Origin of the sequence: Terrabacter sp. RAF57 (assembly GCF_052113925.1) — a bacterium.
Taxonomy (GTDB): domain Bacteria; phylum Actinomycetota; class Actinomycetes; order Actinomycetales; family Dermatophilaceae; genus Terrabacter.
In genome coordinates this window covers 1-19,996 of the sequence record NZ_JBFRDT010000032.1, presented here as the reverse complement: position 1 = coordinate 19,996, position 19,996 = coordinate 1, and the positions used below count along the sequence as shown (strand labels likewise).

The following is a 19,996-nucleotide window of genomic DNA, read 5'->3' as shown; positions in this document are numbered from 1 at the left end:
CATGGTGCTCCACGCAGCGGCCGCGGCCCTCGACTGGGCCATGGACAAGTCCCTGGTCCTCGGCTACACGAAGATCGGGCCTGCCGTGCGCCGTGCCTGGTGGCCGCACGACCCGGTGCCCGGGGCGCTCGTCGGGCGCCACGTGCTCGTGACCGGCGCGAGTGGTGGCCTCGGCCTGGCGACCGCTCGCGGTCTCGCACACCTCGGCGCCGTCGTGCACCTCACCGGCCGCGACGCCTCCCGTCTCGACGACGCCCGCTCCCGGCTGCTCGACGAGCAGCCCCTCGCGGAAGTGACGGTCCACGTCGCCGACGTCAGTGACCTCGCCGCGACTGCGGAGTTCGCGCGCCGGTTCGTCGCGGACGTGCCGCGGCTGCACGCCGTCGTCCACAACGCCGGGGTCATGCCCGCGAGACGCACGGTCACGCCGGAGGGCCACGAGCTGACCCTCGCCACTCACGTGCTCGGCCCCCACGTGCTCACCTACGGGCTCCGCGAGGCGCTCGCGGGCGGAAGGGTCGTGCTCGTGGCGTCCGGCGGCGCCTACGGCCAGCGGCTCGACGTCGACGACTGGGAGTACACGTCGGGCGACTACTCGGGTGTCACGGCCTACGCCCGCACGAAGCGCATGCAGCTGGTCCTCACCGAGCTGTGGGCGCGGGATCTCGCGTCCGACGACATCCGGGTCCACTCGATGCACCCCGGCTGGGCCGACACCCCGGGTGTCACCGACTCACTGCCTCGCTTCGCCGCGCTCACCGGGCCGCTGCTGCGGGATGCCGACGCGGGCGCCGACACCGCGGTGTGGCTCACGGCCACGGCCGACGCGACCGGCACCGGCGGCTTCTGGCACGACCGGCGACGGCGCGCGACGCACTACGCACCCGTCGGCGTCGAGACGCCGGAGCAGGTCGAGCGGCTCTGGGCCCTCGTCCGCGAGGCGACCCGGGTGCCCGCGGCGGACGACTGAGCCCGCCGGACGGCATACGTCCGCGGTCGACGGTCACGGGCGCAGCCAGCAGGTCCACCGCTCGAGGCGCAGGTAGCGCCTGGCGCACGAGCGAGTCGGTCGGTGGGACGTCGTCCTCCGAGCCGGTAGCCGGTCGATCTCAGAGGAGCTCGGTACGGCCCCGGGCGACCAGGGTCTCGACGACCTTCTTGACCTCCTGGGCGCGGTCGGGTCGCGTGATGAGCAGGGCGTCCTGCGTGTCGATGACGACGATGTCGTCGATGCCGATGAGCGCGACGAGCCGTCCCCCTGCCGACACCGTGGCGGTCGAGTCGATGCTGATGATGTCGTCGGCCGGGCCGATGGCAGTGATGCCCGGCAGCTCGCTCGACTCGGCGACGAGCTTGGTGAGCGAGTTGAAGTCGCCCACGTCGTCCCAGCCGAGGGCTGCGGGCACGACGGCGACGCGGCCGGCGGCGGCAGCGGGCTCGGCGACGGCGTGGTCGATGGCGATCTTCTGGAGCGACGGCCACAGGTCCCGCATGCGGCGGGGGTCGGCGGCGATGGTGCGCAGGTGGTCGACCATCTCGGCGTGGTTCTCGGCGAGCAGCTCGAGCAGGGTGGTCGCGCCGACGACGAACATGCCTGCGTTCCAGCGGTACTCGCCGCTCTCGAGGTATTTGGTCGCGGTCTCGAGGTCCGGCTTCTCGACGAAGTCGTCGACGCGGTGCGCGCTCGGGGCACCGACGACGTCGAGCGGTGCGCCGAGCCGGATGTAGCCGAAGCCGGTGGCCGGCTCGGTCGGCTCGATGCCGATGGTGACGAGCTCGCCGCGCCGGGCGAGGACGACGGCCTCGGCGACGGCCCGTTGGAAGTTGTCGGGCTCGGTGATGACGTGGTCGGCGGCGAACGAGCCGAGCACCGCCTCGGGGTCGCGTCGCTCGAGGACGGCGGCGGCGAGCCCGATGGCGGGCATCGAGTCGCGGGGCGACGGCTCGCCGATGACGGCGTCGTAGCCGAGCATCGGCAGCTGGCGGCGCACCGCCTCCTCGTGGGCGACCCCGGTGACGACGAGGATCCGGTCGTCGACGAGCGGCTCGAGGCGGTCCCACGTGGCGCGCAGCAGCGACTGCCCCGACCCGGTCAGGTCGTGCAGGAACTTCGGCGAGCTGCGGCGCGAGATGGGCCACAGCCGGGTGCCCGAGCCGCCGGCGGGGATCACGGCCCAGAAGCCGGGGATGCCTGTCATGGGGGACACCGTACCGACCCGTCCGGCGATGCCCGAACCCGTCCGGAGGCGCCGACGCCCCGTCGGCGGTCGGTGGCGACCGGGGCGACCTGCCGACCACCGTGGTGAGGTCAGCCGATGTCGCGACGCCCCAGGGCCGCGACCCCCGCCGCGCTGAGGGTGGCGGCGACGAGGGTGAGCCCGACGAGGGGGGCGGCTCCGAACGTGCCGCCCGGCAGCGCTGGCAGGTGCGTGAACGGCGAGAGGTCGACGAGCCAGCCCGGCAGGTCGAGCAGGTCGCCGAACTCACCGAGCAGGAGGAAGACGATGAGCGCGGCCCAGGCCAGGCCGGTGAAACGGGGGAGCGCGCCGTAGAGCAGGACGGCGACGGCCAGCACCACCCACACGGCGGGGACGGTCGAGAGGGCGGCTCCGACGAGGCGCCCCACGGTCCCGCCGACGTCGCCCACGTCGGCTCCGTGGACGAGGCCGGCCACGACGACGCTGACGAGCATGACGACGGCCGAGGCGACGACGGCGATGACGATGTGTCCGAGGGCCCATCCGGTGCGCCGCACCGGCGTCGCGAGGAGGGACTCGAGGCGCGTCGTCGTCTCCTCGGTGTGCATCCTCGTGACGAGGGCGATTGCCAGGGCCGACGCGCCGATGGCCGCGAAGTGCAGCTCGGTGGAGAAGTAGATGTCGGTGATGGAGCCGGCGTCGCCGCCCATGGCCCGCAGCATGTCGGCGACCTGGGGCGAGTCGACGAACGTCTCGACGCTGCCGGCGATCGACCCGAGGACGACGCCGAGGACGGCGTACGCCACGACCCAGCCGACGAGCGTGCCGCGGGCCAGGCGCCGGGTCAGGGCTCCGGCGGTGCGGACGGGGCTGCGGTCGTGCCCGGCTCGGCTCGGCAGCACCCCGGACCCGAGGTCCCGCCGGTCGAGCAGCGCGAAGGCTGTGGCCACGAGTGCGGCGTAGAGCGCGAGCCCGAGCACCGCGACCCAGTAGCGATTCTCCCCGTAGGGCGACGCCTTGACGCCCCAGCCGAGCGGCGACAGCCACGACAGGACGCGGGCCGGACTGTCGCCGCCGGCGGTGTCACCCACGGCCCGGACGAGGAAGGCGACGGCCAGCGCGCCGAGCGACCACGCAGCCGTGCCACGGGTGCTCGAGGTGAGCTGGGCGGCGACCGCGGTGACGCCGACCCACGACAGCCCCATGACGAGCCAGGAGACACCGAGGGCGACCGATCCGGCGGGGTCGAGCCCGACGGCGATCGACCAGACGACCGTGAGGACGACGGTGAGCAGCACGGCGGCCGTGCCGAGCAGCACGGCGGCCGTCAGCGCGGCCCGGCGCCCGACGACGCCGGCGCCGAGCAGCTCGAGCCGCCCGGCCTCCTCCTCCGTCCGCGTGTGGCGCCGGACGACGACGTAGGCGAGCAGGGCGAGGAAGACGCCGCCGAGCAGCACCGACTTGAGCGTCGCGATCGAGTCGATGCTGAGGCTCGAGATCGGCCCGTACATCGCGACGAGCGCCGGGTTGGCGAGCGTCGAGGCCATCCCCTGCTGCGCCGACTCGAGATCGGGGAAGAGCGCGAACGTCGCCTTCGCCGACAGGGCGACGAAGGCGGCGAGGCCGAACGCGCTCACCGGCACGAGCACCCGGTCGCGTCGGGCGGCGAGCCGCAGCAACGAGGTGGTCCCGGTCAGGCCGGCGCGGGCCTGACGTGCGGGGACGGCCAGGGCGGTCACGACGTCGCCGTCGACGTCGTGCGGTACTGGTCCATGAAGAGCTCCTCGAGCGTCGGCGGGGCGCTCGTCAGGGCCGTGATGCCGTGGGTCCCGAGCACCTCGAGCAGGCGCCCGAGGTCGTCGCCGCCGACGGTGCAGGTCACCCGGTCACCGGACACGAGGACGTCGCCGACGCCCGGGAGCCCGGCGAGCAGGGCCGGGTCGACCGGGCGTGCGAGGGTCGCCCGGACGGTCGTGCGGGACAGGTGGCGCAGGTCGGTCAGGGTGCCGGACTCGACGTTGACCCCGGCGCGGATGATGCTGACGCGGTCGCACACCTGCTCCACCTCGGACAGGATGTGGCTCGACAGGAGCACCGTGCCACCGCCCGCCCGGAACTCTCGGACGACGTCGCGGAACACCGCCTCCATGAGCGGGTCGAGACCGGAGGTGGGCTCGTCGAGCAGCAGCAGCTCGACGTCGGAGCTCAGAGCCGCGACGAGGGCCACCTTCTGCCGGTTGCCCTTCGAGTAGGAGCGACCCTTCTTGGTGGGGTCGAGGTCGAACCGTTCGAGCATCGACGCGCGCCGCTTCTCGTCCACGCCCCCTCGGAGCCGGGCGAGGATGTCGATGACCTCACCCCCGGTGAGGTTGGGCCAGAGGGCGACGTCGCCGGGGACGTAGGCGAGGCGGCGGTGCAGCGTCTCGACCTCGCGCCACGGGTCGCCGCCGAGCAGCGTCGCGCTGCCGCCGTCGGCGCGCAGCAGGCCGAGCAGGATGCGGATCGTCGTGGACTTGCCGGCGCCGTTGGGGCCGAGGAAGCCGTGGATCTCACCGGTCGCCACGTCGAGGTCGAGCCCGTCGAGAGCGACGGTGTGCCCGAAGGTCTTGCGCAGGTCGTGGACCTGGATGGCGGAGGTCATGAATCGACGGTACACAACTTTCACGGTTTACTGAATGCCATGAGAGTTGGGTTAGGGTCGGTCCACACGACGGAGGAGGACTGGTGACGTCAGTGCGACAGCGGTCGAGCCGCGACGAACGGGCCGTCTCGACCTACGTCGAGCGTCTCGGCGACAGCCTCACCGACGCCGGTATGCCGCGCCTGGCCGCACGCGTCTTCGCCCAGCTGCTCGCCGACGACGACGGGCGGATGACCGCCGCGGAGCTGACGGAATCGCTCGACGTGAGCCCGGCCGCGGTGTCCGGTGCCGTGCGCTACCTGACCCAGACCTACCTCATCGGCAAGGAGCGCGAGCGCGGGTCGCGCCGCGACGTCTACGTCGTGCAGGCCGACGCCTGGCACGGCGCGATGCTCTCACGCGACCGGATGCTGGCCCAGATCGAGACGAGCCTGCGTGCGGGGGTGCCCGCCGTCGGTGGCCTCGACACCGAGGCCGGTCGGCGCCTGCAGCTCTCGGTGGCCTTCCTCGAGTTCCTCGGCGACCGGCTCGGCGAGCTCGAGGGGGAGTGGGCCGCCCACAAGGCCGAGATCACCCGCACCTGGCCGTCCGCCACCCCCTGACCCCACCCGTCGAGAGGCCACGTTCTGCGGGTCCCAACCCCTCGAGAGGCCACGTTCTGCGGGTCCCAACCCCGTCGAGAGGCCACGTTCCGTCGGGACCCGGGGTGACGGCATACGCCCTCGGTGACGTGAGATCGGCAACGTTCGACCGGCAGGCGGCGGCGGTGGACCGCCACGCCGATACGCTCGGCAGCATGGCTGACAGCACTGGTGCGCGCTCCGAGTCCGACCTGCCCATCGAGCCCGTCTACGACGCGTCGGCCCTCGCCGGCTTCGACGCCGACAGCAAGCTCGGCGCGCCCGGCAGCTACCCCTTCACGCGCGGTGTCTACCCGTCGATGTACACCGGACGTCCGTGGACGATGCGCCAGTACGCCGGCTTCGGCACCGCGAAGGAGAGCAACCAGCGCTACCACCAGCTCGTCAAGGCGGGCACGGGCGGCCTGTCCGTCGCCTTCGACCTGCCGACGCAGATGGGCTACGACTCCGACGAGTCCATCGCGCACGGCGAGGTCGGCAAGGTCGGCGTCGCCATCGACAGCCTCGACGACATGCGCACGCTCTTCGACGGCCTGCCGCTCGACAAGATCTCGACGTCGATGACGATCAACGCGCCCGGCTCGACGCTGCTCCTGCTTTACCAGCTCGTCGCCGAGGAGCAGGGCRTCGCCGGTGACCAGCTGACCGGCACGATCCAGAACGACGTGCTCAAGGAGTACATCGCGCGCGGCACCTACATCTACCCGCCGCGCGAGTCCCTGCGCCTCATCGCCGACATCTTCGCCTACTGCCACAAGGAGATGCCGCGCTGGAACACCATCTCCATCTCCGGCTACCACATGGCCGAGGCCGGCGCGACCCCCGTGCAGGAGATCGCCTTCACCATCGCCAACGCCGTCGAGTACGTCCGCGCCGCGCAGGCCGCGGGCCTCCACGTCGACGACTTCGCGCCGCGCCTCTCCTTCTTCTTCGTCGCGCGCACGACCCTCATCGAGGAGGTCGCGAAGTTCCGCGCGGCCCGCCGCATCTGGGCTCGGATCATGAAGGAGGAGTTCGGTGCCCAGAACCCGAAGTCGATGATGCTGCGCTTCCACACCCAGACCGCCGGCGTGCAGCTGACCGCTCAGCAGCCCGAGGTCAACCTCGTTCGTGTCGCGCTCCAGGGTCTCGGCGCGGTGCTCGGCGGCACGCAGTCGCTGCACACCAACTCCTTCGACGAGGCCATCGCCCTGCCGACCGAGAAGGCCGCGCGGCTCGCGCTGCGCACCCAGCAGGTCATCGCCTACGAGACCGACGTGACGAAAACCGTTGACCCGTTTGCCGGTTCGTACGTCGTCGAGTCGATGACCGACGAGATCGAGGAGGCGGCGCTCGCGCTCATCCAGGCCGTCGAGGACAAGGGCGGTGCGGTCGCGGCCATCGAGCAGGGCTTCCAGAAGGGCGAGATCGAGCGATCGGCGTACCGCGTCCAGCTCGAGATCGACAACGCTGAGCGCACCGTGGTCGGCGTGAACCGCTTCGTCCTCGACCAGGAGGACCACTACGAGCCGCTCCGCGTCGACCCGACGATCGAGGCCGACCAGCGCGCCCGGCTCGAGGCCCTGCGCGCCGATCGCGACAACGACGCGGTGGCAGCGGCGCTCGCGCAGCTCCAGGACGCAGCCCGCGGCACCGACAACGTCCTCTACCCGATGAAGGAGGCGCTCGCGGCGCGCGCCACGGGCGGCGAGGTCGCCCACGCCCTCCGCGCGGTCTGGGGCACCTACCAGCCCCGCGAGACCTTCTGAGCCACCCGGCATACGCCAGCCGTATGCCGTCTGGATCGTCCGCGAGGCCCGTCCCACCGCCCCGTCCCAGCCTGCGGTTCGGCCGGCCGGATCGAGCTCCAGAACGCCGCCCTACGACGCCTTTTCGGACCTCGTTCCGGTCACCCGGCCCGTGCGGAGGCGACGAATCCCCTGAGAACGACGCAGCACGACGACGTCCTCGATGGCTCGCCGCACGACCTCGGGCTCGAACATCACCTGCTCCCACGTGAACCGGAGCACGAGCCAATCGCGGGTGATGAGCCCGTTGTAGCGGCGGCAGTCCCGGTCGAAGGCACGACGCTCGGTGTGGAACTCGTGACTGTCAGCCTCGAGGACGATCCGCAGCGCCTCGTCCGCGAGGTCGACCCGCGCATAGAAGTCGTCGTAGCGGATCCGGGTCTGCGGCTCGGCGACGAGGCCGGGCACTTGCAGCGCGATGGCCCGCAGGCACGACTCGAACGGCCCCGTCGCCCGCGCGTCGGACGCGGCCACGACCCGCGCGACCCGGTCGCGCTGCCGCCGCGGCAGCCAGTCGCTCCGGGCGAGCACCTCCGACGAGCGCAGCCCGGCGCGGCGCGCGGAGTCGGCCACGGACAAGGCGTCGGCGAAGGGCAGGTCGAGGCAGCAGTCGATGACGGTTCGCACGGGCGTGGTCACCCATCCGTCGGTGACGTCGTCGGGATCGAGGTCGCGCCAGTGCACGATGACCCCGTCCGAGGCGCCGGTCGGCAGGCTGCGCTTGGACCGGACCGTCACGTGTGGCTCGGTCGACGGCAGCCGTACCTTCCAGCCCCAGTGCTGTGCGGCGGTCGTGTGCGACGCCGCAGCGCTGAGCCGGTGCGCTGCCGCGCGGGCGGCGTCCGTTCCGGCGAGGCAGTAGTGGCCGTGAGACGTCCGCACGACGAGACCCGCCCCGAGCGCTGCGTCGATGTGCCGCCAGTGCACGGCGAGGCGCAGCTGTCGTCGTGTGGCGGTGCCTCCGAGCCGGACCAGGGCGGTGACTGCGCGCATCATCCGATGGTGCCCCGGGGAGGCCGGCACTCGCCGACGTCCTCCACAGGGGCCGGTCGGCCGGAACGAACCCCGGAAACAGGTCGTCCGCGGCCTCAGCCCGGTTCGATCCGGCCGGTCGGCCCGTTGTGGCGCGGCACGACCGGGGGCGTATGCCGTTCAGCCGGGCCGGGCGCCCACGCGGGCTGCCGCGGCGCTGCCGGCCGCGACCCCGGCACGCAAAGCGCTGGACCGGTCCTTGCCGCCGAGCCAGGCCGACAGGAGACCGGCGTTGAAGGCGTCACCGCACCCGGTGGCGTCGACGTTCTCGACGACCGGCGCCTCCGCCGACTCGTCCACGCCGCCGGCACCGACCCACCGGGCCCCGGCCGCGCCGTACGTCGCGACGACCTCGCTCGTGTGCCCCAGGATCGCGGCCAGTCCTCCGAGCGCGGCGACCTCGTTCTCGTTGGGCAGCAGCAGGTCCACGCCGGTGACCCAACCGAGGAAGGTGTCGACGCCCTCCCGCTCGATGAGGGCCGGCGACTGCGGGTCGACCGAGGTCGTCCACCCGAGCGACCGCGCCTGGCGCAGCGTCTCGAGACCGGCCGCACGCGATCCGGCGTCGAAGAGCACGTAGCCCGACAGGTGCAGGTGCGGCCGCGGGTCGGCCGCGAGCCCCAGGGAGGGGAGGTCGACGTCCGGGACCGCGAAGGCCTTGTTGGCGCCACGGTCGGGAAACATCGTCCGGTCACCGTGGGCGTCGAGCAGGATGACGACCATGCACGTCGGCAGCGTGGCGTCGACCGCGAACACGCAGGTGACGCCGGCGGACTCGAGCTCGCGACGGCAGGTCGTCCCCGCCGCGTCGTCGCCGATGCGGGCCACGAGGGTCACGTCGGCCCCGAGGCCGGCGAGCCACGAGGCGGAGTTGGCACCGGCCCCGCCCGGCACGAGGGCGACGGCCGACGGGGTGTCGGAGTGCCACCGGATGTCGCCCGAGGGGCGGGTGATGACGTCGAGCCCGACGTCACCGACGACGACGACCGGCCGCGTCGTCATGCCGACCGGGTCGCGAGCCGGGACGCGACCTCGGCCGCCACCTCTCCCGCGAGGCGCGCGTTCGACAGGACGAGCTCGACGTTGGCGCGGAGCGACTCGCCGCCGGAGTGGTCGTGGAAGTACTCGAGCAGCCGCGGCGTGACGTCCTTGCCGTGCACGCCCTCGCGCTCGAGGAGCGCGAGCCCCTCCTCGACGAGCCGGTCGTGCAGTCCGCGCTCGACCTGACGGTCGGCGGGCAGCGGGTTGGCGAGGACCACACCGGCGGCGTCGGTCCCGAGGCGACCCCGGGCGACGACGACCCGTGCGGCCTCGGCCGCGGACTCGACCCGCCACGGCACCGACTGGCCGGAGTCCGAGAGGTAGAAGCCGGGGAACGCGTCCGTCCGGTAGCCGAGCACCGGCACCGACAGCGTCTCGAGCGTCTCGAGCGTGCCGGCCACGTCGAGGATCGACTTGACCCCGGCGCACACGACGAGCACCGGGGTGGTTGCGATGACCCTGAGGTCGGCCGAGACGTCGAAGGTCTCGGACGCCCCGCGGTGCACGCCGCCGAGCCCACCGGTCGCGAACACCCGGATGCCCGCGAGGTGCGCGAGCGCGGACGTCGAAGCGACCGTCGTCGCTCCCGAAAATCCAAGTGCCGCAGCGACGCCCACGTCACGGACCGACAGCTTGGCGATGTCCGGGTCGGTGCACACGCGCTCGACCTCGGCAGCCCCGAGGCCGATGTGCACGACGCCGTCGAGCACGGCGATCGTCGCGGGCACCGACCCGCCCGCGCGCACGGAGCCCTCGATCTGCCCACCGATCTCGATGTTGTCGGGGTGGGGGAGGCCGTGGGCGAGGATGGTGCTCTCGAGGGCGACGACACCGACCCCGGCATCGAGCGCCTCGCGCACCTCCTCGTGGACGACGAGCAGGTCGGACTCCGGAAGGCGCTGCGGCATGGCGCCGAGCCTAGTTCGGCGCGCTACCGGGGACCCGCGTGGCCCGCCCGCTGCGGGGGCACGCGGCGCACTCGCGCATCCCGGGGATCGCGTAGATGAAGCAGCACGAGACCCGGGTCGGCTCGGTGCCGACGCTCTCCCCGGCCGCGCCGCGCGCGAGTCGCACCGCCGTGTCCCACGTGTCGCCCACGACACCCCACCGCTGCCGCGAGCCCATCCGGACGTCGGGGGCGTATGCCGTCACGACCTCCGAGACGAGCGCGAGGTATGCGGTCCGGGCCCGTTCCAGACGCCGCGCCGGGTCGTCGTCGACGGCCAGCGAGGTCCGCTCGGGGGTGATGACGATGCGGAACGGGTCGAGACCCGGCGCGAGCTCGAAACCGAGCCCGGCACCGGACGGCACGAGGAGCCAGGGACCGAGCACGGCGGCATACGCCATCGGGGAGGCGGCCACCTCGCACCACCACTGGAGCACGAAGGCGGCGGGCACGTGCGGCCGCACCGTCGCCGCGTTGCGCTGCTCCATCTGCGCGTGGAGCGCCGAGCGCCACGGCGCGAGCGGGTCCGCACCCGCCCGCACGTGCGCCACCACGTCCGCGGTCCAGACGGTCGCGGGGGAGACCCGGGTCGTCACGGTGGTGAAGGGCATCGCCCGGTCGACGAGCCCGACGACGTGCCGGACGGCGTCCGTCCCGAGGGACGTCCCCGTAGGTGCTTCCGACTCCACGCGTGACCTCTCCCTCCGTGCTCCGACCGGTCCCGGTGACCCCGGCCTGCGAGGGTTGACCCCATCCTCTCGCTAGACTCCCGTGCTCGTGACCGACCGCTCCGCTTCGCTGCCCTTCGAGGCCATCGCCCGAACCGTCGAGCAGCATGCCGCGGAGCTGGTCGCGATCCGTCGCGACCTGCACACGCACCCGGAGCTCGGACGTGGCGAGGTGCGCACGACGGCACTCGTCGCCGAGCGTCTCGAGCGCGCCGGCATCGGCGTCCGGCGGCTGCGCGGCACGGGCCTCGTCGCCGACCTCGGCGCCACGAACCCCTCGCACCGGATCGCGCTGCGCGCCGACATCGACGCCCTGCCGATCCGTGAGCAGACCGGCCTCGAGTTCGCGTCCCGGACCGACGGCGTCAGCCACTCGTGCGGCCACGACGTGCACACGACCGCGCTCATCGGCGCGGCGCTCGCCCTCAAGGAGGTCGAGGAGCGGCTCGCCTCGGCCGGCGTCGGCGCGCGGCTGATCTTCCAGCCCGCCGAGGAGCTCATGCCGGGCGGCGCCGAGGACGTCGTGGCCCAGGACGGCCTCGTCGGGGTCGACCGGATCTTCGCGCTCCACTGCGACCCCAACCTCGACGCGGGCCAGGTGGGCCTGCGCGTCGGCGCCATCACCGCGGCCGCCGACCAGATCGAGGTCACGCTCTCCGGTCGGGGCGGCCACACGTCGCGTCCGCACCTCACCCAGGACCTCACGTACGCCCTCGCCAAGGTCGTCACCGACGTGCCGGCCGTCCTGTCACGCCGACTCGACCCGCGCGCGGGCGCGGCTCTCGTGTGGGGCTCGATCCACTCGGGCGGCGCGCACAACGTCATCCCGTCGTCGGGCAAGGTCGGCGGCACGCTGCGCATGCTCGACGCCGGCATCTGGGAGGGCGTCGAGCGCCTCCTCGAGGCCGTCGTCCACGAGGTCGTCAAGCCGTATGCCGTCCAGGCTGACGTGCTCATCACCAAGGGCGTGCCACCGGTCGTCAACGACGCCGGCTGCATCGACGCCCTCACGGCCGCTGTGACCGGCACCGGGTCGTTCGTCGCGCCGACGCCGCAGTCGCTCGGCGGCGAGGACTTCGCGTGGTACCTCACCCACGTGCCCGGCGCCATGGCCCGGCTCGGGACCCGCTCTCCCGGCGGCCCGACCTACGACCTGCACCGGGGGGACCTCGTCGTCGACGAGGGCGCGATCGTCGTCGGGGCCCGGACGCTGGCCGGTGTCGTCTTCGCGGCGGCCGCCCGACTGGCCGGCACACCGGCCCTCGGGGGCGTCTCTCCTCTGAGCGCGGTCGCGGATCGGTAACACTTCCTGCGACTTCCCCCGAGCCGAACAGATCTTGTCGTGCCGGGGTCTACAGTTCCGTGCTATCTGGGCCGATGTCGTCGTCGGCCCCGCGGAATCTAAGGAGCACCTCTTGCGTCACGCAACCAAGGTCGCGGCCGTTGTCGCCGCCGCCGCGCTGGGCCTCGCGGCCTGCGGCAGCAGCAGCGACAACACGCCCGCGGGCAGCAACACCTCGGCCGGCAGCACCGGCACGCAGGCCGCCGGCAAGAAGATCGTCGTCGGTATCGCCTACGGCGTCGGCGGTCGTGGTGACCAGTCCTTCAACGCGTCGGCGGCCGTGGGCCTCGACAAGGCGAAGGCCGACCTCGGTGTCGAGTTCAAGGAGGCCACGCAGGTCAACGGTGAGAGCGAGGCTGCCACCGAGGAGCGTCTGCAGCAGTTCATCGACGCGGGCGCGACCCACGTCATCGGTGTCGGCTTCGCCTACGCCAAGGCCATCGGCACGGTCGCCAAGGCCAACCCCGACGTCAAGTTCGCGATCATCGACGACGCGTCCCCCGACTCGGCCGGCGCCAACGTCGCCCAGCTGACCTTCGCCGAGGAGCAGGGCTCCTTCCTCGTCGGTGCGGCCGCCGCGCTGAAGTCCAAGACCAACACGGTCGGCTTCGTCGGGGGCGTCGCCACCGACCTCATCAAGAAGTTCGAGGCGGGCTACATCGCCGGCGCCAAGGCGGCCAACCCGTCGATCGTCGTCAAGAGCCAGTACCTCTCGCAGCCGCCGGACTTCTCCGGCTTCAACGACCCCGCCAAGGGCAAGACGGCCGCTGAGGGCCTCTACCAGGGCGGCGCCGACGTGGTCTACCACGCCGCGGGCGGCTCGGGCAGCGGTGTCTTCACGGCCGCCAAGGCTGCTGGCAAGCTCGCCATCGGTGTCGACTCCGACCAGGCCCTGACGGCCACGCCGGACGTCCGCGACGTCATCCTCACCTCGATGATCAAGAAGGTCGACGTGGCGGTCTACGACTTCCTCAAGTCGGGTGCCGCGGGCACCGACATCACGGGCAACAAGGTCTACGACCTCAAGGCCGGTGGCGTCGACTACGCCACGACCGGTGGCAAGGTCGACGACATCAAGTCGAAGCTCGACGACTACAAGCAGAAGATCATCGCGGGCGAGATCAAGGTCCCGACGGCACCCTGATCCTCGAGAGCCTCGAGATCCCCTCTGAATGATCCCCGAGCGGGGCGACACGGCCCGGGCGGCGCGGTAGCGTMGTCGCGGGCCGTGTCCGTCCCCGGCTCCGGTGGTCGGTCGGGACGTCCTCCGACCCGGCCCCACGAACCACCCGCCCGGACTCCTCTCCGGGCCCGGACGAGGAGTTGTCGCCATCACCGCAGCACCTGCGCGACCCGACGGGACGTCGGACGCCCATCCCGCCGTTCAACTCGAAGGGATCACCAAGCGGTTCCCCGGAGTCGTCGCCAACAAGGACATCGGTTTCTCGGTCGCGCGTGGCACGGTCCACGCGATCGTCGGTGAGAACGGCGCCGGCAAGTCGACGCTGATGAAGATCCTCTACGGCGTCCAGCGCCCGGACGAGGGGTCCATCAGCATCGACGGTCGAGTCGTCGACCTGCACTCGCCGGCCGACGCCATCGCGGCCGGCATCGGCATGGTCTTCCAGCACTTCCAGCTGGCAGACAACTTCACGGTCCTCGAGAACGTCGTCCTCGGCGCCGAGAAGCTGCACGGCATCGGCGACGCAGCCCGACGCGAGATCACGCGCATCTCGGACGAGTACGGCCTCGACGTCGACCCCGACGCCCTCGTGGACGACCTGGGGGTCGGTGCGCGCCAGCGCATCGAGATCCTCAAGGTCCTCTACCGCGGTGCCAAGATCATCATCCTCGACGAGCCCACCGCCGTCCTCGTGCCGCAGGAGGTCGACGAGCTCTTCGACAACCTCCGCGAGCTCAAGTCCGAGGGCCTGACCGTCCTGTTCATCTCGCACAAGCTCGACGAGGTGCTCTCGGTCGCCGACTCCATCACGGTGATCCGACGCGGCACGACCGTCGACACCGTCGACCCGTCGTCGGTCAACGCGCGCCAGCTCGCCGAGCTCATGGTCGGCGCCGAGCTCCCCACCCCGCAGACGGAGGAGTCCACGGTCACCGACCGCGTCGTGCTGCGCATCGAGGACATCGTCCTCGCGGGCGCCGGTGCCGGCCGCAACGTGCTCGACGGCATCTCGCTGACCATCCACGCGGGTGAGGTCCTCGGCATCGCCGGCGTCGAGGGCAACGGCCAGGCCGAGCTCGTCGAGGTCATCATGGGGATGCGCGAGCCAACGTCCGGGCTCGTCTTCCTCGGCGACACCGACATCTCCGACTGGCGCACGCGGGAGATCCGGGAGGCCGGCGTCGCCTACATCCCCGAGGACCGTCAGCGGCACGCCCTGCTCCTCGAGGCCCCGCTCTGGGAGAACCGCATCCTCGGCCACCAGACCGAGGAGCCGAACGTCCGCGGCTTCATCATCAACGCCGCGGGGGCCAAGGCCGACACCGAGCGGATCGTCAAGGAGTACGACGTCCGCACACCCTCGATCAACGTCAAGGCGGGGTCGCTCTCCGGCGGCAACCAGCAGAAGCTCATCGTCGGCCGCGAGATGAGCCACCAGCCCAAGGTGCTCGTCGCCGCACACCCGACGCGCGGTGTCGACGTCGGCGCCCAGTCGAGCATCTGGGACATCATCCGCCAGGCGCGGCGCGACGGCCTCGCCGTCCTGCTCATCTCGGCCGACCTCGAGGAGCTGATCGGACTCTCCGACACCATCGAGGTGATCCTGCGCGGGCGGCTCACCGGCACGTTCGACCCCGACACCGTCACCGCCGAGGACCTCGGTGCGGCCATGACCGGAGCTGCTGCCAGCCCGGAGGAGACCCGATGAGCACGTTCAGCCCCCGCAAGCTCCTCCTCGCCGTCGCGGCGCCCGTACTCGCGCTCGTCGTCGCGTTCCTCGTGACCTCGGCCATCCTGCTGCTCCTCGGCGACCCGGTGGTCGAGGTCTGGCAGACGATCCTCAGCTGGCCCAAGCCGCGCCAGCTCGTCCAGATCGTCAACGGTGCCACGGTCTACTACCTCTCGGCCGTCGCGGTCGCGGTCGGCTTCCGGATGAACCTCTTCAACATCGGCGTCGACGGTCAGTACCGCGTCGCGGTCTTCGCCGGAGCGGCCTTCGCCGGCCAGGCCTGGTTCCCCGGCCCGCTCAACGTCCTCCTGACGATCGTCGTGGCGATGGTCGCCGGAGGCCTCTGGGCGAGCATCGCCGCCTACCTCAAGGTCCGCCGCGGCATCTCCGAGGTGATCAGCACGATCATGCTCAACGCGATCGCGACCGGTGTCGTGCAGTGGCTGCTGCTCAAGGTCGCGGTCAAGCAGCAGGGCAGCAACAGCATCTCGACGAAGCCGATCCCCGAGTCCTCGCAGCTCGACGGTCTCGGCCTCATCCCGGGCGCGACCAACAAGGTCTACACGCTCATCCTGCTCGCCGTCCTCGTCGGCGCCCTCTACTGGTTCGTCATCAACAAGACCCGGTTCGGCTTCGACCTGCGCGCGACGGGCCGCTCCGAGAGCGCCGCGGTCGCCAGCGGCGTCAAGGTGCCGCGCATGGTCGTCACGACGATGATCGCCTCCGGTGCTCTGGCGGGCCTCATCGGCATGCCGCTGCTCTTCGGCCAGGACCACAGCTACGGCACGACGTTCCAGGCCGGACTCGGCTTCGCCGGCATCGGCATCGCGCTGCTCGGTCGCAACCACCCGCTCGGCATCGCGGCCGCGGCCCTGCTGTGGTCGTTCCTCGACGTGCAGAGCAACGCGCTGCAGATCCGCGCCGGGGTCGCCTCCGAGGTCGTCTTCATCATCCAGGGCGTGATCCTGTTCGCCGTCGTCATCGCCTACGAGCTGATCCGTCGCGCCGACGTGCGCCTCGAGCAGCAGCGGGTGGCGAGGGAGCTGGCCGCGACGAGATCCGATGCCTCTACCCCGGAAGGAGCGACGGCATGAGTGTCACTGGTCTGGACGCCGGCGTCGAGAAGGTCACCGCCACCCCGCGCCGGCTCCGCCTGAGCCCGCTCCAGTGGGTCGGGGTCGGCCTCGGTGCCGTGCTCGTGCTCTCCATCCTCCGTGTCGTCACCGGCGCCAACGACGTCGACTCGTCCGGGCTGCTCATCGCGGCCTTCGGACTCGCCGTGCCCATCGCCCTCGCCGGACTCGGCGGTCTCTGGTCCGAGCGCGCCGGTGTCGTCAACATCGGCCTCGAGGGCATGATGATCCTCGGCACCTGGGGTGCCGGTTTCCTCGGTTACCACCTCGGCCCGTGGTGGGGTCTCGTCGGAGCGGTCATCGGCGGCGCGGTCGGTGGACTCATCCACGCCATCGCGACGGTGACCTTCGGCGTCGACCACATCGTGTCGGGTGTAGCGCTCAACATCGTGGCGCTCGGCTTCGCGAAGTACCTCTCGGTGCGCTTCTTCAGCACCCTCCCGGGTGGCGGCCCGACGCAGTCGCCGCCGCTCGAGGAGCTGCCGACGATCAGCATTCCGGGTCTGTCCGACGCCCTCGGTGAGCTGGAGCAGAAGCACATCTTCTTCATCTCCGACCTCGCCGGCGTGCTCCGTGCCTTCTGCACCAACGTGTCGGTCGTGACGATCCTCGCCGTCCTGCTCTTCATCGCGACGGCCTACATCCTCTGGCGCTCGACCTTCGGCCTGCGTCTGCGCTCCGTCGGCGAGTCCCCGGTCGCGGCCGAGTCGCTCGGTGTCAACGTCCTGCGCTACAAGTTCCTGGCCGTCCTCGTCTCTGGTGGCCTGGCGGGTCTCGGCGGTGGCTTCCTCGCCCTCGTCGCGGCCAACGTGTTCCGGGACGGGCAGACGGGTGGTCGTGGCTACATCGGCCTCGCAGCCATGATCTTCGGCAACTGGCGCCCCGGCGGTCTGATGGCCGGTTCGGTGCTCTTCGGCTACACCGACGCGGCCCAGCTGCGCGGTGGCGGCACGACCGTCCACGCCTTCCTCCTGCTGCTCGCGGTGCTGCTCATCGGCATCGGGATCTGGCAGATCGTCCGCAAGGGCCGCGTGGTGCAGGGCGTCATCGCCCTCGTCGTCGGTGTGATCGTCGGTGCCTGGTACGCCCTGACCGACATCGTGCCGCCGGAGCTGTCGAGCACGCTGCCCTACGTCACGACCCTGCTCGTGCTGGCGTTCGCCTCGCAACGCCTGCGCATGCCCGCAGCCGACGGACAGATCTACCGCAAGGGCGAGGGGCACTAGTGGCCGACACGACGAGTCCGCAGCCCGGCACCTCCGACGCGATCGACTGGGAGTCGCTGCGCCTGCGCGCGGTCGAGCTCATGGAGCGGGCGTACGCGCCCTACTCCCGGTTCCGCGTCGGTGTCGCCGGCCTCGTCGACGACGGGCGGGTCGTCGCCGGCTGCAACGTCGAGAACGCCGCCTACGGCGTGGCTCTCTGTGCCGAGTGCGGCATGGTGTCCGAGCTGCACGCCACGGGTGGCGGACGCCTCACCGCGGTCTTCTGCGTGGGGGGCGACGGCCAGGCTCTCATGCCGTGCGGTCGCTGCCGGCAGCTCCTCTGGGAGAACGGCGGGCCCCGGTGCCTGCTCATGACCCCCGAGGGCGTGCTCCCGATGTCGGCGGTCCTGCCGCAGGCGTTCGGGGCCGAGGACCTGCGTCACGCCGAGGGCTGAGCACCTCCCCACCCGGTCGTGCTCCGGCACCGACGGCGCTGGGACATGATGGTCCCGTGAGTGAAGCCTTCGATGCCGTAGACGTCATTTCCGCCAAGCGCGACCGGGCCGAGCTGTCCGACGCCCAGATCGACTGGGTCATCGACGCGTACACGAGGGGCGCCGTCGCCGAGGAGCAGATGTCGGCGCTCGCGATGGCGATCTACCTCAACGGGATGAACCCGCGCGAGATCGCCCGCTGGACCGACGCGATGATCCGCTCGGGTGAGCGGCTCGACTTCTCGGGACTGTCCCGCCCCACGAGCGACAAGCACTCGACCGGGGGGGTCGGCGACAAGATCACCCTTGCCCTCGCGCCGATCGTCGCCGCCTGCGGCGTCGCGGTCCCGCAGCTCTCGGGCCGCGGCCTCGGGCACACGGGCGGCACGCTCGACAAGCTCGAGTCGATCCCCGGGTGGAGGGCCGACGTGACCAACGAGCAGATGATGGCCCAGCTCGAGGACGTCGGCGCCGTGATCTGCGCCGCCGGCACGGGCCTCGCCCCGGCCGACAAGAAGCTGTATGCGTTGCGCGACGTCACGGGGACCGTCTCCTGCGTGCCCCTCATCGCGACCTCCATCATGAGCAAGAAGATCGCCGAGGGCACCGGGTCGCTCGTCCTCGACGTCAAGGTCGGGTCGGGCGCGTTCATGAAGGAGCTCGGGCAGGCCCGCGAGCTCGCGGAGACCATGGTCCGCCTCGGCACCGACGCCGGCGTGCACACGGTCGCCCTGCTGACGAACATGGAGACTCCGCTCGGGCTCACGGCGGGCAACGCGCTCGAGGTGCGGGAGTCCGTCGAGGTGCTCGCCGGCGGGGGCCCGGGTGACGTCGTCGAGCTCACGCTCGCCCTCGCGCGGGAGATGGTCGCGGGTGCGGGCCGCTCCGACATCGACCCGGCGGACGTGCTCGCGGACGGCCGGGCGATGGACGTCTGGCGTCGGATGATCCGCGCCCAGGGGGGAGACCCCGACGCGGAGCTGCCGACGGCCAAGGAGACCCACCACGTGCTCGCGCCGGCCGACGGGGTGCTCGTCCAGCTGGACGCCCTCGCGGTCGGGGTCGCCGCGTGGCGCCTCGGCGCCGGGCGGGCCCGCAAGGAGGACCCGGTCCAGGCCGGGGCAGGTGTCGAGCTGCACCACAAGCCCGGCGCGACCGTCCGTGGGGGAGAGCCGCTCATGACGCTGCACACCGACGAGCCGGAGCGGTTCGCCCGGGCGCTCGAGGCGCTCGAGGGCGGCTTCACGATCGCCCCCGAGGGGTCGCGGCCGGACCTGCCCCCGATCGTCATCGACCGGGTCTCCTGACTCTCGCGTGCCCGTCCGTGGTGGCCCGCCGATGCTCCGACAGACCGGCCACCACGGGTCTGTGGCGCTGTGTCGGGAGCGATTTGGGGAATCCCGGGGGACCGGGCTACTGTTCTCTTCGTCAGCCCGACTGGGAGGAACGGACGCCACCGCGTCGGTGAGAGATCACCGAGCGAAGCTGGCCGGTCCCGGGGTCTGACGAGTGTCCGGAGTGTCCGACCGAGTCGGGTCCGCGCCGGAGAGCAGGTTCCGCCCGCATCACCGTGGTTTGACTCGGTGGGGTGCGGCGGGTAAGTTTGAAGGGTTGCCCCGGAGGCCTCCTCGTTGAGGTGGTTGATGGTGTGTGTCCGATTCTTGAGAACTCAACAGCGTGTCAAAAATCGATGCCAATTACCTCGTCCCGGGGCCTGGCCGGTTGATCTTCGTCCTCTTAGTGGCGGGGTGACGGTCGTGGTTTTGGGCGAATTATCCTTTGGTTGAATTGAACTTCTAGCTTTTTGAGCTGGTGGTTCGACTTCAGTCAGGTTTTCGAGCCCTTCATGGGTTCAAAGTTTGCTCACTGTTCTGGCCTTTCGGGGTTGGGGGGTGG

17 protein-coding genes are annotated in these 19,996 nt (G+C 71.6%); 10 read left to right on the top strand and 7 right to left on the bottom strand.

All coding sequences use genetic code 11. The annotated features are described in order from the left end of the window. Position 1 precedes the first annotated feature (1 nt). Positions 2-970 carry an SDR family NAD(P)-dependent oxidoreductase gene (locus tag AB4Y83_RS21670; RefSeq protein ID WP_442298136.1) on the top strand — a complete coding sequence of 323 codons (969 nt, stop codon included), beginning with the start codon at positions 2-4 and terminating at the stop codon, positions 968-970. 139 nt (positions 971-1,109) lie between these two features. Here AB4Y83_RS21670 and AB4Y83_RS21665 read toward each other — a convergent pair whose 3' ends face one another. The 3 genes from AB4Y83_RS21665 to AB4Y83_RS21655 form a co-directional block, all read right to left on the bottom strand. Then, the gene (locus AB4Y83_RS21665) at positions 1,110-2,198 is read right to left on the bottom strand and encodes a mannose-1-phosphate guanylyltransferase (RefSeq protein ID WP_442274000.1); all 1,089 of its coding nucleotides are present in this window, start codon (positions 2,196-2,198) and stop codon (positions 1,110-1,112) included. Between the two features lie 110 nt (positions 2,199-2,308). Continuing rightward, on the bottom strand, positions 2,309-3,937 hold the full coding sequence (locus tag AB4Y83_RS21660) for an ABC transporter permease (RefSeq protein ID WP_442298135.1): 1,629 nt from the start codon (positions 3,935-3,937) through the stop codon (positions 2,309-2,311). Next, the gene (locus AB4Y83_RS21655) at positions 3,934-4,839 is read right to left on the bottom strand and encodes an ATP-binding cassette domain-containing protein (protein WP_442274002.1); all 906 of its coding nucleotides are present in this window, start codon (positions 4,837-4,839) and stop codon (positions 3,934-3,936) included. Before AB4Y83_RS21655 ends, AB4Y83_RS21660 begins: the two co-directional genes overlap by 4 nt. Positions 4,840-4,922: 83 nt before the next feature. Between AB4Y83_RS21655 and AB4Y83_RS21650 the strand changes: the two genes are divergently transcribed. Both AB4Y83_RS21650 and AB4Y83_RS21645 read left to right on the top strand, forming a co-directional pair. Beyond that, positions 4,923-5,441 carry a GbsR/MarR family transcriptional regulator gene (locus AB4Y83_RS21650; RefSeq protein ID WP_442274003.1) on the top strand — a complete coding sequence of 173 codons (519 nt, stop codon included), beginning with the start codon at positions 4,923-4,925 and terminating at the stop codon, positions 5,439-5,441. Between the two features lie 194 nt (positions 5,442-5,635). Continuing rightward, positions 5,636-7,228, top strand: a complete 1,593-nt coding sequence (locus AB4Y83_RS21645; protein ID WP_442298134.1) for an acyl-CoA mutase large subunit family protein — start codon at positions 5,636-5,638, stop codon at positions 7,226-7,228. A gap of 111 nt (positions 7,229-7,339) precedes the next feature. Here AB4Y83_RS21645 and AB4Y83_RS21640 read toward each other — a convergent pair whose 3' ends face one another. From AB4Y83_RS21640 to AB4Y83_RS21625, 4 genes are all read right to left on the bottom strand, one after another. Next, positions 7,340-8,260 carry an endonuclease domain-containing protein gene (locus tag AB4Y83_RS21640; protein WP_442298133.1) on the bottom strand — a complete coding sequence of 307 codons (921 nt, stop codon included), beginning with the start codon at positions 8,258-8,260 and terminating at the stop codon, positions 7,340-7,342. A gap of 159 nt (positions 8,261-8,419) precedes the next feature. Then, complete coding sequence (locus AB4Y83_RS21635; RefSeq protein ID WP_442298132.1) at positions 8,420-9,301, bottom strand: carbohydrate kinase family protein; 882 nt, start codon at positions 9,299-9,301, stop codon at positions 8,420-8,422. Further along, complete coding sequence (locus AB4Y83_RS21630) at positions 9,298-10,248, bottom strand: pseudouridine-5'-phosphate glycosidase (protein ID WP_442298131.1); 951 nt, start codon at positions 10,246-10,248, stop codon at positions 9,298-9,300. The genes AB4Y83_RS21635 and AB4Y83_RS21630 overlap by 4 nt, the downstream gene beginning before the upstream one ends. Before the next feature lie 10 nt (positions 10,249-10,258). Beyond that, positions 10,259-10,975, bottom strand: coding sequence for a (2Fe-2S)-binding protein (locus tag AB4Y83_RS21625; RefSeq protein ID WP_442298130.1), 717 nt, complete (start codon positions 10,973-10,975; stop codon positions 10,259-10,261). Positions 10,976-11,057: 82 nt separating this feature from the next. On the opposite strand from AB4Y83_RS21625, the gene AB4Y83_RS21620 reads away from it, so the two are divergent. From AB4Y83_RS21620 to AB4Y83_RS21590, 7 genes are all read left to right on the top strand, one after another. Then, a complete protein-coding gene (locus AB4Y83_RS21620; protein WP_056778610.1) occupies positions 11,058-12,317 on the top strand; it encodes an amidohydrolase in 1,260 nt (419 codons plus the stop codon). A 112-nt stretch (positions 12,318-12,429) separates the two neighbouring features. Further along, the gene (locus tag AB4Y83_RS21615) at positions 12,430-13,500 is read left to right on the top strand and encodes a BMP family lipoprotein (RefSeq protein WP_056778613.1); all 1,071 of its coding nucleotides are present in this window, start codon (positions 12,430-12,432) and stop codon (positions 13,498-13,500) included. 103 nt (positions 13,501-13,603) lie between these two features. After that, positions 13,604-15,247 (top strand): ABC transporter ATP-binding protein, encoded by a 1,644-nt coding sequence (locus tag AB4Y83_RS21610; protein ID WP_442274009.1) that lies wholly within the window; start codon positions 13,604-13,606, stop codon positions 15,245-15,247. Then, positions 15,244-16,362: an ABC transporter permease gene (locus tag AB4Y83_RS21605; RefSeq protein ID WP_442274010.1), complete on the top strand. Its 1,119-nt coding sequence runs from the start codon at positions 15,244-15,246 to the stop codon at positions 16,360-16,362. The genes AB4Y83_RS21610 and AB4Y83_RS21605 overlap by 4 nt, the downstream gene beginning before the upstream one ends. After that, positions 16,359-17,627 (top strand): ABC transporter permease, encoded by a 1,269-nt coding sequence (locus tag AB4Y83_RS21600; protein WP_442298129.1) that lies wholly within the window; start codon positions 16,359-16,361, stop codon positions 17,625-17,627. The genes AB4Y83_RS21605 and AB4Y83_RS21600 overlap by 4 nt, the downstream gene beginning before the upstream one ends. Beyond that, complete coding sequence (locus tag AB4Y83_RS21595; protein ID WP_056778633.1) at positions 17,627-18,061, top strand: cytidine deaminase; 435 nt, start codon at positions 17,627-17,629, stop codon at positions 18,059-18,061. Before AB4Y83_RS21600 ends, AB4Y83_RS21595 begins: the two co-directional genes overlap by 1 nt. Positions 18,062-18,117: 56 nt before the next feature. Then, entirely contained in the window at positions 18,118-19,407 is a 1,290-nt protein-coding gene (locus tag AB4Y83_RS21590; protein WP_442298128.1) for a thymidine phosphorylase, read from the top strand. Positions 19,408-19,996 lie beyond the last annotated feature (589 nt).

Bases quoted from the DNA above. Each gene is read 5' to 3' on its own strand.
- AB4Y83_RS21670 (WP_442298136.1), top strand. From the start codon at position 2: ATGGTGCTCCACGCAGCGGCCGCGGCCCTCGACTGGGCCATGGACAAG.
- AB4Y83_RS21665 (WP_442274000.1), bottom strand. From the start codon at position 2,198: ATGACAGGCATCCCCGGCTTCTGGGCCGTGATCCCCGCCGGCGGCTCG.
- AB4Y83_RS21655 (WP_442274002.1), bottom strand. From the start codon at position 4,839: ATGACCTCCGCCATCCAGGTCCACGACCTGCGCAAGACCTTCGGGCAC.
- AB4Y83_RS21640 (WP_442298133.1), bottom strand. From the start codon at position 8,260: ATGCGCGCAGTCACCGCCCTGGTCCGGCTCGGAGGCACCGCCACACGA.
- AB4Y83_RS21635 (WP_442298132.1), bottom strand. From the start codon at position 9,301: ATGACGACGCGGCCGGTCGTCGTCGTCGGTGACGTCGGGCTCGACGTC.
- AB4Y83_RS21630 (WP_442298131.1), bottom strand. From the start codon at position 10,248: ATGCCGCAGCGCCTTCCGGAGTCCGACCTGCTCGTCGTCCACGAGGAG.
- AB4Y83_RS21605 (WP_442274010.1), top strand. From the start codon at position 15,244: ATGAGCACGTTCAGCCCCCGCAAGCTCCTCCTCGCCGTCGCGGCGCCC.
- AB4Y83_RS21600 (WP_442298129.1), top strand. From the start codon at position 16,359: ATGAGTGTCACTGGTCTGGACGCCGGCGTCGAGAAGGTCACCGCCACC.